General features: G+C 61.2%; 17 protein-coding genes. 9 read left to right on the forward strand and 8 right to left on the reverse strand.

Annotated elements, in window-relative coordinates; genetic code table 11:
* Position 1 precedes the first annotated feature (1 nt).
* The 4 genes from E2K99_RS04310 to E2K99_RS04325 all read left to right on the forward strand — a co-directional run bounded on the left by E2K99_RS04310 (position 2) and on the right by E2K99_RS04325 (position 4549).
* Positions 2 to 1057, forward strand: a complete 1056-nt coding sequence (locus E2K99_RS04310; RefSeq protein ID WP_134221451.1) for a branched-chain amino acid ABC transporter permease — start codon at positions 2 to 4, stop codon at positions 1055 to 1057.
* Between the two features lie 46 nt (positions 1058 to 1103).
* Positions 1104 to 2420: an ABC transporter substrate-binding protein gene (locus tag E2K99_RS04315; protein WP_134221452.1), complete on the forward strand. Its 1317-nt coding sequence runs from the start codon at positions 1104 to 1106 to the stop codon at positions 2418 to 2420.
* A gap of 103 nt (positions 2421 to 2523) precedes the next feature.
* A complete protein-coding gene (locus E2K99_RS04320; RefSeq protein WP_134221453.1) occupies positions 2524 to 3783 on the forward strand; it encodes an SfnB family sulfur acquisition oxidoreductase in 1260 nt (419 codons plus the stop codon).
* Between the two features lies 1 nt (position 3784).
* Positions 3785 to 4549 carry an ABC transporter ATP-binding protein gene (locus E2K99_RS04325; RefSeq protein WP_134221454.1) on the forward strand — a complete coding sequence of 255 codons (765 nt, stop codon included), beginning with the start codon at positions 3785 to 3787 and terminating at the stop codon, positions 4547 to 4549.
* A gap of 252 nt (positions 4550 to 4801) precedes the next feature.
* Here E2K99_RS04325 and E2K99_RS04330 read toward each other — a convergent pair whose 3' ends face one another.
* Genes E2K99_RS04330 through E2K99_RS04345 form a run of 4 tightly spaced genes read right to left on the reverse strand, consistent with a single transcriptional unit; the run spans position 4802 to position 7914 of the window.
* The gene (locus tag E2K99_RS04330; protein ID WP_134221455.1) at positions 4802 to 5470 is read right to left on the reverse strand and encodes a TorF family putative porin; all 669 of its coding nucleotides are present in this window, start codon (positions 5468 to 5470) and stop codon (positions 4802 to 4804) included.
* Positions 5471 to 5494: 24 nt separating this feature from the next.
* Positions 5495 to 6721, reverse strand: a complete 1227-nt coding sequence (locus E2K99_RS04335; protein ID WP_134221456.1) for a S8 family peptidase — start codon at positions 6719 to 6721, stop codon at positions 5495 to 5497.
* Positions 6718 to 7344: a zf-HC2 domain-containing protein gene (locus tag E2K99_RS04340; RefSeq protein WP_134221457.1), complete on the reverse strand. Its 627-nt coding sequence runs from the start codon at positions 7342 to 7344 to the stop codon at positions 6718 to 6720. Before E2K99_RS04340 ends, E2K99_RS04335 begins: the two co-directional genes overlap by 4 nt.
* A gap of 9 nt (positions 7345 to 7353) precedes the next feature.
* On the reverse strand, positions 7354 to 7914 hold the full coding sequence (locus E2K99_RS04345; protein WP_134221458.1) for an RNA polymerase sigma factor: 561 nt from the start codon (positions 7912 to 7914) through the stop codon (positions 7354 to 7356).
* A gap of 132 nt (positions 7915 to 8046) precedes the next feature.
* On the opposite strand from E2K99_RS04345, the gene E2K99_RS04350 reads away from it, so the two are divergent.
* The 4 genes from E2K99_RS04350 to E2K99_RS04365 all read left to right on the forward strand — a co-directional run bounded on the left by E2K99_RS04350 (position 8047) and on the right by E2K99_RS04365 (position 11381).
* Entirely contained in the window at positions 8047 to 8634 is a 588-nt protein-coding gene (locus E2K99_RS04350; protein ID WP_134221459.1) for a hypothetical protein, read from the forward strand.
* Positions 8635 to 9179: 545 nt separating this feature from the next.
* A complete protein-coding gene (locus E2K99_RS04355) occupies positions 9180 to 10685 on the forward strand; it encodes a DASS family sodium-coupled anion symporter (protein ID WP_134221460.1) in 1506 nt (501 codons plus the stop codon).
* Between the two features lie 93 nt (positions 10686 to 10778).
* Positions 10779 to 11060, forward strand: coding sequence for a type II toxin-antitoxin system RelE/ParE family toxin (locus tag E2K99_RS04360; RefSeq protein WP_175342719.1), 282 nt, complete (start codon positions 10779 to 10781; stop codon positions 11058 to 11060).
* A gap of 72 nt (positions 11061 to 11132) precedes the next feature.
* Positions 11133 to 11381 carry a HigA family addiction module antitoxin gene (locus E2K99_RS04365; RefSeq protein WP_406851273.1) on the forward strand — a complete coding sequence of 83 codons (249 nt, stop codon included), beginning with the start codon at positions 11133 to 11135 and terminating at the stop codon, positions 11379 to 11381.
* A 362-nt stretch (positions 11382 to 11743) separates the two neighbouring features.
* Here E2K99_RS04365 and E2K99_RS25800 read toward each other — a convergent pair whose 3' ends face one another.
* The 4 genes from E2K99_RS25800 to E2K99_RS04380 form a co-directional block, all read right to left on the reverse strand.
* Complete coding sequence (locus E2K99_RS25800; protein WP_240733848.1) at positions 11744 to 12052, reverse strand: hypothetical protein; 309 nt, start codon at positions 12050 to 12052, stop codon at positions 11744 to 11746.
* A 14-nt stretch (positions 12053 to 12066) separates the two neighbouring features.
* Positions 12067 to 12606 (reverse strand): hypothetical protein, encoded by a 540-nt coding sequence (locus E2K99_RS04370; protein WP_240733849.1) that lies wholly within the window; start codon positions 12604 to 12606, stop codon positions 12067 to 12069.
* 320 nt (positions 12607 to 12926) lie between these two features.
* The gene (gene adhP / locus E2K99_RS04375) at positions 12927 to 13958 is read right to left on the reverse strand and encodes an alcohol dehydrogenase AdhP (RefSeq protein WP_134221463.1); all 1032 of its coding nucleotides are present in this window, start codon (positions 13956 to 13958) and stop codon (positions 12927 to 12929) included.
* Between the two features lie 214 nt (positions 13959 to 14172).
* Positions 14173 to 14931 (reverse strand): DeoR/GlpR family DNA-binding transcription regulator, encoded by a 759-nt coding sequence (locus E2K99_RS04380; RefSeq protein ID WP_034331224.1) that lies wholly within the window; start codon positions 14929 to 14931, stop codon positions 14173 to 14175.
* A gap of 402 nt (positions 14932 to 15333) precedes the next feature.
* On the opposite strand from E2K99_RS04380, the gene glpD reads away from it, so the two are divergent.
* A complete protein-coding gene (gene glpD / locus E2K99_RS04385) occupies positions 15334 to 16866 on the forward strand; it encodes a glycerol-3-phosphate dehydrogenase (RefSeq protein WP_134221464.1) in 1533 nt (510 codons plus the stop codon).
* The last annotated feature ends 9 nt before the right edge of the window (positions 16867 to 16875 follow it).

The following is a 16875-nucleotide window of genomic DNA, read 5'->3' on the forward strand; positions in this document are numbered from 1 at the left end:
CATGACGACTTCTCTCGCTTCTTCGCCGCGCGTGCTGCCCCTGCGTGGCCTCTCGTGGCGGCGTGCCGCACCCTGGCTGCTGTTGCTGCTGGTGGCCTGGGTCATTCTTCCCTGGTTCGCCTCGCCCTATGTCATCGATGCCTTGCTGATTCCTTTCCTGGCACTCTCGCTGGCGGCGGTCGGACTCAATCTGCTGACTGGTTACGCGGGCCAGCTCTCGCTGGGCAGTTCGGCCTTCATGGCGGTGGGCGCCTTCGCTGCCTACAACCTCAACTTGCGCGTGGAGGGCCTGCCGCTGCTGCTCTCCATCGCGCTGGCCGGCGTGGCGGCGACCGCCATCGGTTTGGTGTTCGGCTTGCCCAGTCTGCGCCTGCGCGGTTTCTATCTGGCCGTCTCGACGCTGGCGGCGCAGTTCTTCGTGCAGTGGGTGCTGGTCAAGTTCAGCTGGTTCAGCAATGACAATCCGTCCGGCGTGATCGATGCGCCGCCGCTGGTGGTGGGCGGGCTTGCTTTTGATACGCCAGCGGGCCGCTACCTGTTCGCGCTGGCCATCGTCACGGTGCTGACCTTGCTGTGCTGGCGGCTGGTACAGAGCCAGACCGGCCATCACTTCATCGCCGTGCGCGACAACGAACAGGCGGCCCGCGTGATCGGCGTGCCGGTGCTGCGCACCAAGCTGCTGGCCTTTGCCGTGTCGTCCTTTGTCATCGGCGTGGCCGGTGTGCTGTGGGGCTTCGTCTACCTGCGCACGGTGGAACCGGCCGGCTTCAATCTGGATCGTTCGCTGCAGATTCTCTTCATCGTCATCATCGGCGGGCTGGCGACCATTCGCGGGGCCTTCCTGGGGGCGGCGCTGATCGTGGTATTTCCGCTGCTGCTGTCGCGCCTGGGCAGCCTGCTGCTGGGGCAGTGGTTCGACTCCGGCGTGCTGGAAATGAGCCAGCGCATCGTGCTCGGGGCGCTGATCATCTTCTTCCTCATCGTCGAGCCGCAGGGCCTGGCGGCCCTGTGGGAACGCGCACGGCGTCGCCTTCATGCGCGCCCGTCCTCGTCATAACTTTTTACCTTCACATCCACCCTCACCACGGAGAAGCTCTCTCACCATGCTGCACGCAAAATTATTAAAAACCTTCATTCTCTCCGCAGCCCTCCTGTCTGCAGGCCTGCAACATGCCCATGCCGATGAACAATTCTTCCCCCTGCAGAGTTACCGGGTGGGTCCGTATGCAGCTGGCGGGACCGGCTTCTTTGGCGGCTTCATCGATTACCTGAACCTGGTCAACCTGCGCGATGGCGGCGTGGGTGGCGTCAAGCTGACCTGGGAAGAAGGCGAGACCCAGTACGAAGTGGAGCGCGGCGTGGAAGTCTACGAGCGCCTCAAGCAGCGTCCCGACATCGCCACCTGGAATCCGCTCTCGGTCGGTATCGCCTATGCGCTGCTGGACCGCGTCACGGCCGACAAGGTGCCGCTGCTGACCATCAACCACGGCCGCACCGACACCACCGATGGGCGCGTGTTCAAGTACATCTTCCCGCTGCTGCTCAACCCTTACAGCGAGACCTCGGGCATCGTCAACTACATCGCCAGCAAGGAAGGCGGCAGCGACAAGCTCAAAGGCAAGAAGATTGTGGTGCTGTATCACGGCTCGCCCTATGGCAAGGAGACCATCCCGATCTACAAGCTGCTGTCGGAAAAATATGGTTTCTCGCTGCAGCAGATCGAAGTGCCGCACCCCGGCAATGACCAGCAGGCGCAATGGCTGGCGATCCGCCGCGCCAAGCCCGACTATGTGGTGCTGCGCGGCTGGGGCGTGATGAATCCGGTGGCGCTGAAGACGGCGCAGAAGTCGGGCTTCCCGGCGGATCACATCATCGGCAACGTCTGGTCCAATTCGGAGGAAGACGTGATCCCGGCCGGTGACGCCGCCAAGGGCTATGTGGCCATCACCACCGTGGCCGCAGGCGCGCAGTATCCGGTGCTGCAGGAAATCCAGAAGACCGTCTACGGCGCTGGCAAGGGCAACCTGCAGGATCCCAAGCGCATCGGCAGCGTCTATCACAATCTCGGCGTGCTCAACGGCATCCTCAACGTGGAAGCGATCCGCATCGCCCAGGCCAAATTCGGCAAGCGCACGCTCACCGGGGATGAAATCCGCTGGGGTCTGGAGAACCTCAATATCGACCAGGCCCGCACGGCTGCACTCGGTGCCAAGGGCTTGTTCCACTCCATCCACGTGACCTGGGACAACCACGAAGGCGATGGCCTGGTGGCCTTCCAGCAATGGGATGGCAAGCAGTGGAACGTGGTCTCCGACTGGATCGCCCCGGACTGGAAACTGCTGCGTCCCATCATCGAAAAGTCCGCCCTGGCCTATGCCAAGGAAAAGAACATCAAGGTGCGCAAGAGCATCGATGACTGAGGGCAGGGCGGTCCTGCGGTGATGCACTGATGCACTGATGCGCTGTTGCGGGACCGCCTGCCGTCTTCTTCCACTTCTCCATTTTTTTCTGAAAGGTCCGACCATGTCTGCCGTGCTCGCCCCCTCCACACAGTCTTATTCTCCCGCCAGCGGCCCGGTACCCGGCTTGCCGCGCGCGGCACAACCGGCGCACGTGATCCGTGATGACGCCGAAGCCATCGCCGTCGCCCACACGCTGGCCAAGCGCCTGGCGCAAGGCGCTTCCGAACGCGACCAGCTGCGCCGCTGGCCGGTGGAAGAGATCGAGGCCTATTCGCAAAGCGGCCTGTGGGCCATCAACGTACCGCGTGCCTTCGGCGGGGCCGAAGTCTCTTATGCCACGCTGGCGGAAGTGATCGCCATCATTTCCGCGGCCGACCCGTCGCTGGGCCAGATCACGCAGAATCACCTGGGCTTCGTGGCGGCGGTGCGCACCGTTTCCGATCCGGAACAGCAACAGCGTTTCTTTGCCGATTTCCTGCGCGGCGTACGCTGGGGCAATGCCTTCTCCGAGTCGGGATCCAAGCGGGCTGCGGACTTCGAGACGCGCTTCGTCGATGCCGGTGACCACGTCATCGTGAGCGGCAAGAAGTTCTACTCCACCGGCGCGCTGCTGGCGCATTACGTGCCCATCGTCGCCAATGATGAAGAGAACCGCACCTGGTACGTGGTGGCCGAGCGCAATGCACCGGGATTGACCGTCATTGACGACTGGTCAGCCTTCGGCCAGCGCACTACCCTGAGCGGCACCGTCATCATCGATCAGGTGAAAGTGCCGAAGACGCATTTGATCCCGGCCTACAAGGGCTACCTCGAACCTTCCGCCGACGGCGCCATCTTCCAGATCATCCAGGCTGCGGTGGACGTGGGCATTGCCCGCGCCGCGATTGCCGATACCCAGGATTTCGTGCGCACCAAGTCGCGCCCGTGGATCGACAGCCAGCGCGATCACGCCTGGGAAGATCCGTATTCCATCCAGGCCGTGGGCGACCTGCAGATCCGCCTGCATGCCAGCGAAGCGCTGCTGGAACGCGCGGGCCGCGCCATCGATGTGGCCGTCGCCGCCCCCGATGCGGAGAACGTGGCGCGTGCGCAGATCCTGACGGCGGAAGCCAAGGTGCTCTCCACCGAGATCGCCATCCACGCCACCAACAAGCTGTTCGAACTGGCGGGCACGCGTTCCACGCTGGGCCAGTACAACCTCGACCGTCATTGGCGCAATGCGCGCACGCACACGCTGCATGATCCGGTGCGCTGGAAATACGCCATCGTCGGCAATTACTACCTCAATGGCGTCAAGCCGCCTTTCCACGCATGGAGCTGAGATGAGTGCGCCGCTGTTGCAGATCGCGTCCATCGAGGTGCGTTATCAGGGCGCGCTGCTGGCCTTGCAGGATGTGAGCCTGAACGTACAGGCGGGCGAGATCCACGCTCTGCTGGGGGCCAATGGCGCGGGCAAGTCGACCACGCTCAAGGCGGTCTCCAATCTGCTGGCGGCGCAGCGCGGGCAGGTGCGCGGCGGACGCATCCTGTTCGAGGGGCGGGAGGTGGCGCGCAGCAGTCCTGCCGACTTGGTGCGGCAGGGACTGGCGCAGGTGCTGGAAGGACGGCATTGTTTCTCGTCCCTCAGCGTGGAAGAGAATCTGCTGACCGGCTGGCCCGCGCACTTCACGCGGCGTGCCGTGCTGCGGGAGGCGCTGGATCGTATCTATGCCTTCTTTCCGCTGCTGCATCAGCGTCGCCGCAGCCTGGCCGGGCTGTGCTCGGGCGGCGAGCAGCAGATGCTGGCCATCGGCCGCGCGCTGATCTCGCGGCCGCGCCTGCTGGTGCTGGATGAGCCCTCGATGGGGCTGGCACCGAAGGTGGTGGCGGACATCTTTGCGCAACTGAGCCGGCTCAACCGCGAGGAGGGCGTGGCCCTGCTGGTGGCCGAACAGAATTCGGCGGTGGCGCTGCAGTACGCGCATCGCGCCACGGTGCTGGAGCACGGGCACAGCGTGTTGAGCGGCGACGCCCGGGCGCTGCGGGAGCGTGCCGATATCCGGGCCTTCTATTTCGGCGAGGGCCGGGCGTGGCAGGCGGCTGCTTAACGCTGTTGTGAAAGAGCATTAAGGTTTCGTTAATGGTGCGAGACATGGAGTGCAACAGCTCGCAATCGGCGGATCTGTACGTTCCAGCCCATGCGGGCTTGGGCCGCTTTCTGATGTTTCCAGGGCCTGTTCAACGTTGCCTTTGCTGCTGATGGATGCAAGGCACTTCATTGAATGTCCAGTCTGGACGGCTTCTGCTCGCCGACCAGAGACCGTTCCATTTGGCCTGATGAACGGCAGGCGCTATCAACATCAGAACGAATAACTCAGATTCAGAATGACCCGGTTCGCCGCATTCACAGTGAGCGGCTCCGACGCCCGCACCATGTTGTAAGTCACCTGGCAATTCCAGAATCCGATATAGGTGCCGATCCCCAGACGCGTATCGAAGCGGTTGGAAAAGCGTTTGCTCTCGACCGCCATGGATTCCAGCCACCCCAGGTGCAGCGAAAGATAGACGGAGGAAGAAAGAGGATGAGCCATGTTGAAATCGAGGTAGGTGGTCTGCTTCTTCTCACCCAGATAGCGCGGCGAATAATAGAGCCGCAAGGAATGCCTTTCCTTGACGATGCCGGCGTAGAGTTCGGTGAAAACCAGGGAGGGAGCATCAAGCAGGCGCGTCATGTGCGCACCCAAGTCCAGGCTGGTGGTGGCATCCAGCCGCATCGCATTGCCACCGAACAGGACCAGCTGACCGACGCCCGCCTCATTCGAATTCCTGGCCCCGGAGCCGGATGCGCCTGCATACCAGCCATCCCGGAAATCATGGTTGAGAGTAGCTTGAACGACCGGAAGCCCCGACGAGAGGGATATTCCGCGATACCAGTAGTCCGATGAGCCGCTGATGCTCTTGCTCATCTGCGCGAGCGCATCGGCGCTGATCATCATCAGCGCGACGGCGGCATACCTACGCAGGGGCATGATTCCCCGGAAGTGAAGCCGAATCTATTGGCATTCGCAGACGCATCTTTCCACCAGTTTCCTGAATGTCGCACAGACTTCGATATTACCGCTTCCTGCGCCGTCGATATAAGCGTTTCTGGTGATGACCGATTTGCGGATCTGTTCGGGACTGTCGCGGGGACGCAGTTGCACGAGCAAGGCTGCCAGTCCCGATACATGGGCGGCGGAAAAGGAGCTGCCTGATACCAGGTTCCAGGCGAAGTGCGGCGTGGTCGTGGGGATGCCCTGGCCGGGAGCGTAGAGCGTGGAGGCCGGGCGCGAGGGCAGGATCTTGTCGGCCACCGCAATGACGCCCGGCACGGAGGCCGGAAAGCCGCCGGCGGGATCGTCGCCGGAGCTGGCGGCCACGATCAGCATGCCGCGCTGCTGGGCCACTTCGATGAGGCGTTTGATCAACTGGTCCCTGGGACCGGCCAGGCTCATGTTGACGATCTTGGCTCCGTTCAATATGGCGAAATTGAGCGCTTGCCCGATGGTAAAGCTGTTGCACAAACTCCTGTCGCCATTCTGCCAGCAGGCGCGCAGCGCCATGATCTTGGCATCCGGGGCGATGCCGGCGATGCCGATGTTGTTGTCCCGGACCGCTACGATGATGCCGGCCACGGCGGTACCGTGGGACTCGGCTGCATAACTCCGGTCGGTAACGAAGTTCTCTCTCTCGGTGACTTGTCCGGCCAGATCGGGATGATCATCCTCGACCCCGCTGTCGATGACGGTGATGCGCACGCCCTTGCCAGTGGCAACGGAGTGAATCCGGTCAAGATGCCAGAATCTGGCACTCGGCTGGATCGGATAGAGCGGATCCGACGCGCCCAGCGCGGTGAAGGAATTGATCTCCTGCGCCCATTCGACGCGGCTATCGGCGGAGACCAGCTTGACGGTCTCTTCCATGCTGGCACTGCCGGGAACGTTCATTACGAAGCAATCCACGCCCAGCGTGGACATGGGCCAACGCGAAACCAGCGTCAGCTGGTACTGATTGGCGATCTCCCGGGCAATCGTGAGCCGCGCATGACCGGCCGCTTCGTTGCGATAGCCGCCGCCATAGCTGGAATCCGGCCGGAAGTGCGGTGCCGGCAGATGCAGCATCACCAGGATCTGGCGCGCTTCCGGCGGCCCCTGCGTGGGGGCTTCGGCCAAGGCGTGGGCGCCGGCCAGCAAGGCCAGCGAGACCAGCAGCAGCGCGGTCCATCGACGCGCCAGACTCATTTGCCCGGCCCCAGACTTTGCACCAGCGAGATTTCCGGTGCCTGCTTGAAGTGCCGCAGGGCGCTGCTCTCTTCGCCAGCAGGCATTTCGACCACGTAAGCGAAGGTCACCGTCGGCCCGGCGACGATATTGGCGTTGATGGCACGCAGGATCTCTTGCATGCGCTGCACCGTCGTATCGGGTTTGAACACGATGGCGATCTTCATCTTTCCGCTATCTGCATCGCTCAGCGCCACGTATTGCTTGACGTTAGATTGCATGAACAGGCCCAGGCCCAGCGCCACCACCAACACCGCCTGGAGGGCGAGGGCGACCGGCATCCAGGGCTTGCCGACCAACAGGGAGGTCATGCGGCCAAGGAAAGAGGAGGTTTTCCCGGGCGCTCTCGGTTCGATGCGGGCCATCATCCGCGCCAGGCTCGCCTCGACGTCGGGAACGGCCTCCTGCTCCGTGTAGATTGCGGCTCTTTCGCGGCAGGCCCAGGAATAGGCCGCGCTGCACTCCGGGCAGGATTGCAGGTGCTCGCGTACCGCGCGCTGCTGGTCTTCGTTCAGCGTTCCGTTGACGAACCACGGCAGCAGCTTTTCGGTCTCGTCGTGGGAAAGAATTTCAATGTCTGTCATGACGCCTCCCTATGCGTATGCCGACAGGAAGACCTTCAGCTTCTGCCGCGCATAGAACATTCTGGTTTTCACCGTATTAATCGAACAACCCATGGTGTGGGCGATCTCGTCGTAGCTCATGCCATGGAAATAGGTCAGGGCCATCACGGTTCTGTGTTCAAAGGACAAGCGATCCAGGGCTCCGCCGATATGACGCCGCAGCTGGGCCTCGCTCAACTGCTTGTCCGGCTCCACGAATTCATCGGCAGCCATGCTCTCCTGATCCATTTCCACCGGAGTATCCACCCTGGACAAGGCTTTCAGCCCCTGCCGGTAGGCAATGGCAAAAATCCAGGTCGAGACCCGGGATTGTCCGTTGTAGGTATGGGCCTTGGTCCATACGACATACATGGTGTCATTGATGATCTCCTCGCTGAGCTGGCCGTCCCGGACAAGTCGGCGGAGAAACTGTGCCAGTCTCGGAAAATAGTGCCGATAGAGACGCTCGAACGCCCGCCTGTCCCCCTGGGAGATACGGTCGAGCAGGTCGATTTCTTCTTGTTCGATGGAATTGACTGAAGGTCCGGACATTGTTGCAATTTTTCTGTATGTGCCGTTGATGCCGACTTCCCGGCAAAAGGTTCATTTGTTTTCATCTCATTTTTTGAACCTCTTCAGGCTCTCATCGTATTTACGTGCCAAGAACTTTTCTATCGAGGAATCATGAAACTCTTCCTGGACGTCACCCGCATTTCGATGATCTATCTTCACATCATCTCCATGATCGCCGCCGCGGTCTCCATCGTGATGGTGGACTTTCTTGTCTTCAACCGCCAGGGCAGTCCTTCCCGTGCCAGGCTGATTGAACGACTGGCAAGCATCGTGCTGATTTCACTGCTGGCATTGTGGGCCACCGGGCTGACGGTGATCGGCATCGATACCGGCTTCGATCCGCATCTCATCCTCCAGAAAGGCAAGCTGCTGGCCAAGTTGCTGGTGGTGACGATACTAAGCATCAACGGTGTCGGCGTCCATTTTTACGTGTTGCCGCAGCTTGCCAATGCCACCCGGCGCAGCGCCGTGCTGGGCTTGACGACACTGGCCATCGGCGTGGTGAGTGCGGTGAGCTGGGGCTATGCGGCCTTCCTTGGCATTGCCAAGGCGCTTTCCCCCCACCTCGGCTTTGCGGGATTCATCGCCCTGTACGTACTGGCGCTGGTGATTGCCTGGATCGTTGCGGTGACCATCGTGCGTCCCAGGTTGCTCAAGCCGCGTCAGCGGCAGGCGCAGCAAGCTGTGGTGATGTCCTGACCACCGTCACGACCTGGCGAGGCCCGAGGGCCGCCTCAGGCGGAGCATTTCCGCTGTCATGCCGATATCGATGACATCGTTGATGTTTTTCTCTGCCCTCGTCGAAACGAATGCTTGTGGCTGATTTTCCTAGGGCCTGTTCACATTTAATCTGCGAGATGCGTTGCCCCCAGAAGGCGGGCTGGCAAGGCGCGCGTCAGGGCTGGTGGTGGTGCCACCAGCCCTGACGTGCAACGCGGCCAGCGCGCCTTCTGGGGGCAACCCTCCGGGAGAGGCCGCCAAGCGTCGCCTGCCGTTGTTGCAGCTCCTTGCCGTGGCACCACCACGGCGCGTCGCTGCGCCTAGGCAGTCAACGCTTGGCGACCTCTCGCACTCGCAGATTAAATGTGAACAGGCCCTAATACTGGCCTAGATCAAAACATCGGCATTAAGCGCAACAGCGCACTCACCCGGCTGACTATACTTGGCACCAGGATGGCCGCACGGCAACAGGCTGTGCGGCCATCTTGCTTTCATGCTTCCAGTTTCCGTTCCAGGATGATGTGATGTTCAATCAACTCAAAGCCACCTTCAAGTATTTCAACGATGCCGTCCCGTTCAAGCTGGGTCCGGCCCTGATCGCCACGGCGGTCCTGATCCTGCTGCTGCTCACGCCCTGCCCGGCGGGGCTGGAGCCCAAGGCCTGGGCGCTGGTGGCGATCTTCCTCACCACCATCGTGGCCATCATCCTGAAGGTCATGCCCATCGGCGTGATGGCGATGATGGCCATCGTCATCGTCTCGCTGTCGCAGGTCACCTCGACTTCCTCCAAGGGCGCGATTGCCGATGCGCTGGCGAGTTTTTCCAATCCGCTGATCTGGCTCATCGTGGTGGCCATCCTGATTTCGCGCGGCTTGAAGAAGACTGGTCTGGGTCGCCGTGTGGGGCTGATGTTCATTGCGCTGCTGGGCAAGCGCACGGTGGGCATCGGCTACGGGCTGGCCATCTGCGAACTGGTGCTGGCTCCTTTCACGCCCAGCAATACGGCGCGTGGCGGCGGCATCGTGCATCCCATCATGAAGTCGATTGCCAACGCCTTCGATTCCGATCCGGCCAAGGGCACGCAGAACAAGGTCGGCACCTATCTGGCGCTGGTCAACTATCACGCCAATCCGATCACCTCGGCCATGTTCCTCACCGCCACCGCGCCCAATCCGCTGGTGGTCAACTATGTGGCCAAGGCCACCGGCCATGCGCTGCAACTCTCATGGACCACCTGGGCGCTGTGCATGCTGCTGCCGGGCCTGGTGTGTCTGCTGATCATGCCGATGGTGATCTACCTGCTCTCGCCGCCGGAATTGAAGTCCACGCCCAATGCGGTGGACTATGCCCGCAGCGAGCTGGACAAGATGGGCCGGCTCGGGGCCAGCGAGAAGGTGATGCTGGGGACCTTTGCGCTGTTGCTGCTGCTGTGGGCCAACGTCCCGGCCATGCTGCTGGGGGCGGCCTTCACGCTCGATCCCACGGTGGTGGCGTTCGTTGGATTGTTCGTGCTCATCATCACCGGCACGATTGACTGGGATGATGTGCTCTCGGAAAAGAGCGCGTGGGATACGCTGGTGTGGTTCGGTGCCCTGGTGATGCTGGCCGAGCAGTTGAACAAGACCGGGGTGGTGGCCTGGTTCTCGGCAGGCATGAAGGCCGCCATCGTGGCCAGCGGCATGGGCTGGATCGCGGTGGCTGCGGTGCTGCTGCTGGTGTTCGTCCTGTCGCATTACTTCTTCGCCAGCACCACCGCGCACATCAGCGCGATGATGCTGGCCTTCCTCACGGTGGGCGCGCAATTGCTGCCGCCGCAGTACGTGGTCCCCTTCATGCTGATGATGACTGCAGGCTCGGGCGTGATGATGACGCTGACGCATTACGCTACTGGCACTTCGCCGATCATCTTTGGTAGCGGTTACGTGTCCATGGGCAAGTGGTGGGGCGTGGGTTTCGTGATGGCGGTGGTGGAATTGCTGGTGTTTGCAACGGTGGGGATGGTGTGGTGGAAGGTGTTGGGATACTGGTAGGATGCTGGCTGGCCGGTCCAACGGCAAAGGGAGTAGTTCAAATAATACCGATAATAACGTTTGACGTTACTAACGTATGTCGTTACTATTCCCATGATCGAATCATTCAAATGCGCCGATACTGAGGCGTTGCACGAAGGCAAGCGCATAGCGCGGTTTGTCAACATTGAGCGTGTAGCTTTGCGCAAGTTGCGGCAGTTGGAAATTGCCGTTCGGCTGGAGGATTTGAGAATCCCGCCGCAAAATCGCCTTGAATTGCTCAAAGGTAGGCGGCGCGGGCAATACAGCATCAGAATCAACGATCAGTGGCGTCTTTGTTTCGTCTGGAAGGACGGTGCCGCATTCGACATCGAGATCGTTGATTATCACAGCTAGGAGGTTGCGATGGCTCGACGTCTTGCTCCGGTAACGCCGGGCGAACTGCTCAATGAAGAATTCCTGAAGCCGATGGGCATCACCCAATACCGTTTGGCCAAGGAAATCGGCGTATCTCAATTGCGCATCAGCGAGATCGTCAATGGCAAGCGTGCCGTAACAGCCGATACTGATTTGCGGCTCGCACGCTTCTTCGGCCTCTCCGACGGATACTGGCTACGCGCGCAAGTCGCGTATGACACCGAAGTCGCGCGTGAAAAGATGCGTGATGTGCTCGCTGGTATCAAGCAGTGGCAACCCAAGGAGCCGAGCCCGGTTTGAGCAGGCAGCGGCTTCAACGAAAATGACGGCTTCCGGAGAAGCCGTCATTTTTTATTGCGTCAAAGTTCAGCGTACGCCGGGATTTGCTTGCTTCAAGTCCAGCACTATCCGCCCATCAATCGTGCATCTTTGGCAGCGGCTAAGTCTCTATGGGCAAGTGATGGGGCGTGGGTTTCGTGATGGCAGTGGTGGAATTGCTGGTGTTTGCGACGGTGGGTGTGGGGATACTGGTAGGAGACAGGCGGAATCGCCAATTTCCGCGTCCCTGGTTTCCCGAAGGAAGGGATGACAGCTATGCCCACGGTGATTCTTTGAGGGCATAGCATCTTGGACGCCAAGAGAAAGACCCCGGATAGGAGGCTCTAGTTTTTCATGGCCTTCTTGTCGTTTGATAATTCCAGTTGCACATGCCTGGCCACCTGGCGCTTGGTTTCCCGCAGCGCCTTGAGTTCTTCGCTGGAGAGGTTTCTTGCTGTACCGGTTGGCGTGCTTGAACTGATCTTGACCACACACTTTCCTGACGGAGACCTACTGACCCGCAGCTGTGCCTTCGATGCCAGCGCGGATTTTTTCGCTTGTTGCAGTGTTGATGAGGTAACGGGTTTCGGAGGCCGTAAGGCACTCAAAGCCGAAACCGAAACGCTCTTTCCACCACTCTTCGAGTTGACCATGTTTGCTCCTTAATTCAATGAGCCGATCCTGGCTCTGTCGTGGCACAAAGGACGATTCCGCCTTGCTGATGAATGTGCCCGCGAAGATTGGCGATGGTCCCGCCTTGCCCGATGAAATCATCCACGATCACATAGACTTCAGGCCTCACCGATCCCGAAAAGAATGCCTGTCTTGCCAAACGGGAGAAACCACTGGCTCCGGTGTGGTTGACGACGTTGGCCTGGACTACGTCACTTTCCACACTCCAACCCAGGATCTGTCCCAAGTAATCCGCCATGACTTCAGGGATGGCGTTCACCCCGACCCGTTCTTCCGCATGAACACTGATCAGCACGGGTGACCATGCGTTACCGATGTCGATCAGCGATTCAATCGCGTCATCGCTGATCGTATCGTTGATCAAGATCGTATCGTTGATCAATTCAATGGCGGCCTCTACGTCTCCCGCCTTCGCGGCGTCGTAGGCAAGGTGTTTCTTGACCACGGATTCCGGGCTATGAATGACGACATCCGGAAACTCGGGTGGCCACGCCGCACGCAATACTTGGTTCATCAAGCTCTTTTCCAATTCGAATGATACAGGCGGAAGAAGCACCACAAGGTGCGAAGTCCGCGTCCATTCATTTCGCCCCACGGGCAGCAGTGACCAACGAGGCTTCTTCCCGTCCGAGAAAATCGGGCCAGTCGGGCGGTGCTCAGGGGGATCAGAGAGGCAGGGTGGCCTGAATTCGGCACCCAGACAAGAAGGCAGGTGACCCTCACGTGCAAGTGAGGGCCACCGCTTGAGACGCTTGTTGTCGGATTGCAGCAGTCCTTGTTCTGACTACCTGTAGTTCGATACAAAATGGAACAAAGTACAACGGCGAGGCCGCTTCAGCTTGATTTCAGATCCAGCACAATCCGCCCATCAATCTTGCCCTCTTCCATACGCGCAAAGATGGCATTGATGTTGTCCAGCTTGTCCCAGGTAAAGTGCGCCGCCACCTTGCCTTCGGCCGCAAAGACCAGCGACTCTTCCAGATCCTGGCGCGTGCCGACGATGGAGCCGCGCACGGTGATGCGCTTCAACACCGTATTGAACACCGGCAGGCTGATGTCGCCCGGTGGCAGGCCCACCAGCGCCATGGTGCCGCGTGCACGCAGGAAACCGAACGCCTGTTCCATCGCCTTGGGTGACACCGCCGTCACCAGCGCACCATGCGCGCCACCGATGATGCGCTGGACTTCGGCCACCGCATTGTGGTCGCGGCCATCGACGGTCAGGTCCGCGCCCAGTTTTTTGGCCAGCGCCAGCTTGTCTTCGTGGATGTCGGCGGCGACTACGTGCATGCCCATGGCCTTGGCATATTGCACGGCCATGTGGCCCAGGCCGCCGATGCCGGAGATCACCACCCATTCACCGGGGCGTACCTCGGTTTCCTTCAAGCCCTTGTAGACGGTCACGCCTGCGCACAGCACGGGGGCGGCCGGGCCGAAGTCCAGGCCAGCGGGCAGGTGGCCGACGAAGTTGGGATCGGCCAGGCCATATTCGGCAAAGCTGCCGTTGACGGAATAGCCGGTGTTCTGTTGTTCGGCGCACAGGGTTTCCCAGCCGGTGCGGCAGGGTGAGCAGCAGCCACAGGCCGTATGCAGCCAGGGCACGCCGACGCGGTCGCCTTCCTTGACGTGCTTCACGCCCGCGCCCAGCGCAGCGACGTAGCCCGTGCCTTCGTGGCCGGGAATGAACGGGGGTGTGGGTTTGACGGGCCAGTCGCCATGGGCGGCGTGCAGGTCGGTATGGCAGACGCCGCTGGCTTCGAACTTGACCAGGATCTGGCCCGGACCAGGCGTGGGGACGGGCACTTGTTCAATCGACAGGGGCTTGCCGAATTCGCGGACGACGGCCGCTTTCATCATTTGCGTCATATGCACTCCTCGGGGGGATCAACGGGATGCCAGGGCAGGACGCGGCCTTGTGCTGCAATGGCCAACTGTTGTTCCTGCCTGCAAGCGTCAATATCCTCCGCGTGCCGCACGACGACAATCGATGATTGCGCATGGATTGATCCATGTCGCCCATCGTTGAAAAACAAGCTGAGGGCAGTTGCGCATGCCTTTGCCGCATGCGTGCCTGACGCGCTTACTTTGCGATCACCACTTCCACATCGGTTTCCGCCAGCAAGGTGGCCAGTTCCGGCGGGGGCGGGGCATCGGTGAAGAGCACGTCGATCTGCGACAGGTGCGCCATCTTCACCAGCGCCTGCCGTCCGAACTTGCTGGCATCGGCCACCAGCCAGACCTGGCGCGACTGTTCGATGATGGTCTGGGCGACCTTGACTTCACGGGCATCGAAGTCACGCAAGACGCCATCCATCTCGATGCTGGAAATGCCGATGATGCCGATGTCCACCTTGAACTGCCGGATGAAATCGATGGTGGCCTCGCCCACGATGCCGCGATCGCGCGCGCGCACCACGCCGCCGGCAATGATGACCTCCAGCGCCGGATTGCTGGCCAGCGAATTGGCCACGTTCAGGTTGTTGGTCACCACGTGCAGGTTCTTGTGCTGCTGCAGGGCGCGCGCCACCTCTTCCGTAGTCGTGCCCAGGTTCAGGATCAGCGAACAGCCATCCGGCACCCGCGCCGCCACCGTGCGGCCGATGCGGCGCTTGGCGTCGGCATGCATGACCTGGCGCTCGGGATAGGCAATGTTCTCGGTCGAGGACAGCAGTCCGACCCCGCCGTGATAACGCGCCAGCAAACTGGCATCGACCATCGCCTTGACGTCGCGGCGCACGGTCTGGGTGGTCACGTTCAGCTGCTGGGCCAGCTCTTCCACTGAAATGGTGCCGTGCTTGCGAACGCATTCCAGCAGCGTCTGTTGCCTGGGATTGAGCATGGAGGTGATCGAAATCCGTTGATTTTTTGGAAACAATTTAGATTGGATATGAACATTAAAAAACATAAACGAACATAAAACAACAAATAATTGTTGATTTACTTTCGGGATGTCGCTTATCTTACGGTGCATTGGCAACTCCCGGGGAAGTGCGGGGTTGCCCCGGCAGCTGTTGCACGCAAACACAGCGGAACCGCTGAGACGGCAATACGGTTACCGCACACAAGCAACACGGCACCAATACGGCACCAACACGGCAGTAATACAGCGGAAACACGACAGCAATACAGTGGCAGCCCCGACAGCAGTACGGTGTCATTGGCGCGGCCAGTACAGTTTTGCTACGGCACCAATACAGTTACAACCCGGAACCCATACGGATCCAATACGGAGAAGCGGCGAATGACGCTCGAATATGATCTCTTGGTGGTAGGCGGCGGCATCAACGGCGCGGGCATCGCGCGCGATGCGGCCGGGCGCGGCCTGCGCGTGCTGCTGTGCGAGCAGCATGACCTGGCCCAACATACCTCCTCGGCCAGCACCAAGCTCATCCACGGCGGCTTGCGCTACCTCGAATATTACGAATTCAAGCTGGTGCGCAAGGCCCTGCAGGAACGCGAAGTCCTGCTGCGCTCGGCACCGCACATCATCTGGCCGCTGCGCTTCGTCATGCCGCACGACGCCAACCAGCGTCCGGCCTGGATGATCCGCGCCGGCCTGTTCATGTACGACTACCTCGCCAAGCGCGAGATCCTGCCCGCCTCCGAAGGCGCGAACCTTGCCCGCCATCCGGGCGGGCAGCCGTTGAAGGGCGACTATCGCAAGGGCTTCGTCTATTCCGATGGCTGGGTCGACGATGCGCGCCTGGTGGTCTTGAACGCCATGGACGCCCAGGAACGCGGTGCCCGCATCCTCACCCGCACCAAATGCATCAGCGCCCGCCGCGAAGGCGATACCTGGCATGCCGTGCTGGAACACCAGCACGCCAGCGGCGTACAGCAGGAAGAAGTGCGTGCCCGCGCCATCGTCAACGCCGCCGGTCCCTGGGCCGCGCGCTTTGCGCAGTCGGTGCCGCAGGCCAAGACCGGCCGCAGCCTGCGACTGATCAAGGGCAGCCACATCGTGGTCAAGCGCCTGTTCGATCACCCCTACGCCTACATCTTCCAGAACCCGGACAAGCGCATCATCTTCGCCATCCCCTATCAGGAAGAATTCACCCTCATCGGCACCACCGACCTCGAATACCACGGCGATGCCGGCAAGGTCGAGATCGATGCGGAAGAAATCGATTATCTCTGCGAGATGGCCAACCGCTACTTCAAGCGCCAGATCGGCAAGGAAGACGTGGTCTGGACCTACTCCGGCGTGCGTCCTCTGCTGGACGACAGCGCCGAGAATGCCTCGGCCATCACGCGCGACTACCTGCTCGAATGCGATGATGCGGGCGCGCCCATGTTGAACGTCTGGGGCGGGAAGATCACCACCTATCGCAAGCTGGCCGAAGAAGCGCTGTTCATGCTGGCCCCGCACCTCGGTGCATCGAGCCAGCCGTGGACGGCAGGAGCGCCGCTGCCCGGCGGCGACCTGGAACAGCCCGGCAAGATGGTGGCGCGCTACGACTTCGATGCCTACCTGCGCAAGCTGCAGGCACGTTATCCATGGCTGCCGGCCGGGCTGGCCCATCGCTATGCGCGCAGCTATGGTTCCCGCGTGGACCAGATCATCGGCCAGGCCGACAGCCTGGCGGCGCTGGGCGAAGAACTGACACCGGGCCTCTACGAGGCCGAGGCGCGCTACCTGGTGCAACACGAGTGGGCGCGCGGTGCGGATGACATCCTGTGGCGGCGAAGCAAGCTCGGCCTGCACTGCGGGCCGCAGCACAGAGGACGGCTGGAGGCGTGGCTGGCGAATTTGCCGGACGCCACGCCCCACTGAGCCAGGTCA

The organism is Herbaspirillum huttiense (genome assembly GCF_004367745.1).
In the GTDB taxonomy this organism is placed as follows: Bacteria; Pseudomonadota; Gammaproteobacteria; order Burkholderiales; family Burkholderiaceae_D; genus Herbaspirillum; species Herbaspirillum huttiense.

Excerpts from the sequence above, each read along its gene's own strand:
- E2K99_RS04340 (WP_134221457.1), bottom strand. The coding sequence starts at position 7,344 with ATGACAGACATTGAAATTCTTTCCCACGACGAGACCGAAAAGCTGCTG.
- E2K99_RS04350 (WP_134221459.1), top strand. The coding sequence starts at position 8,047 with ATGAAACTCTTCCTGGACGTCACCCGCATTTCGATGATCTATCTTCAC.
- E2K99_RS04360 (WP_175342719.1), top strand. The coding sequence starts at position 10,779 with ATGATCGAATCATTCAAATGCGCCGATACTGAGGCGTTGCACGAAGGC.
- E2K99_RS04345 (WP_134221458.1), bottom strand. The coding sequence starts at position 7,914 with ATGTCCGGACCTTCAGTCAATTCCATCGAACAAGAAGAAATCGACCTG.
- E2K99_RS04355 (WP_134221460.1), top strand. The coding sequence starts at position 9,180 with ATGTTCAATCAACTCAAAGCCACCTTCAAGTATTTCAACGATGCCGTC.
- E2K99_RS04365 (WP_406851273.1), top strand. The coding sequence starts at position 11,133 with ATGGGCATCACCCAATACCGTTTGGCCAAGGAAATCGGCGTATCTCAA.
- E2K99_RS04320 (WP_134221453.1), top strand. The coding sequence starts at position 2,524 with ATGTCTGCCGTGCTCGCCCCCTCCACACAGTCTTATTCTCCCGCCAGC.
- E2K99_RS04380 (WP_034331224.1), bottom strand. The coding sequence starts at position 14,931 with ATGCTCAATCCCAGGCAACAGACGCTGCTGGAATGCGTTCGCAAGCAC.
- E2K99_RS04325 (WP_134221454.1), top strand. The coding sequence starts at position 3,785 with ATGAGTGCGCCGCTGTTGCAGATCGCGTCCATCGAGGTGCGTTATCAG.
- E2K99_RS04330 (WP_134221455.1), bottom strand. The coding sequence starts at position 5,470 with ATGCCCCTGCGTAGGTATGCCGCCGTCGCGCTGATGATGATCAGCGCC.
- E2K99_RS04335 (WP_134221456.1), bottom strand. The coding sequence starts at position 6,721 with ATGAGTCTGGCGCGTCGATGGACCGCGCTGCTGCTGGTCTCGCTGGCC.
- E2K99_RS04315 (WP_134221452.1), top strand. The coding sequence starts at position 1,104 with ATGCTGCACGCAAAATTATTAAAAACCTTCATTCTCTCCGCAGCCCTC.
- glpD (WP_134221464.1), top strand. The coding sequence starts at position 15,334 with ATGACGCTCGAATATGATCTCTTGGTGGTAGGCGGCGGCATCAACGGC.
- E2K99_RS04370 (WP_240733849.1), bottom strand. The coding sequence starts at position 12,606 with ATGAACCAAGTATTGCGTGCGGCGTGGCCACCCGAGTTTCCGGATGTC.
- E2K99_RS04310 (WP_134221451.1), top strand. The coding sequence starts at position 2 with ATGACGACTTCTCTCGCTTCTTCGCCGCGCGTGCTGCCCCTGCGTGGC.
- adhP (WP_134221463.1), bottom strand. The coding sequence starts at position 13,958 with ATGACGCAAATGATGAAAGCGGCCGTCGTCCGCGAATTCGGCAAGCCC.
- E2K99_RS25800 (WP_240733848.1), bottom strand. The coding sequence starts at position 12,052 with ATGGTCAACTCGAAGAGTGGTGGAAAGAGCGTTTCGGTTTCGGCTTTG.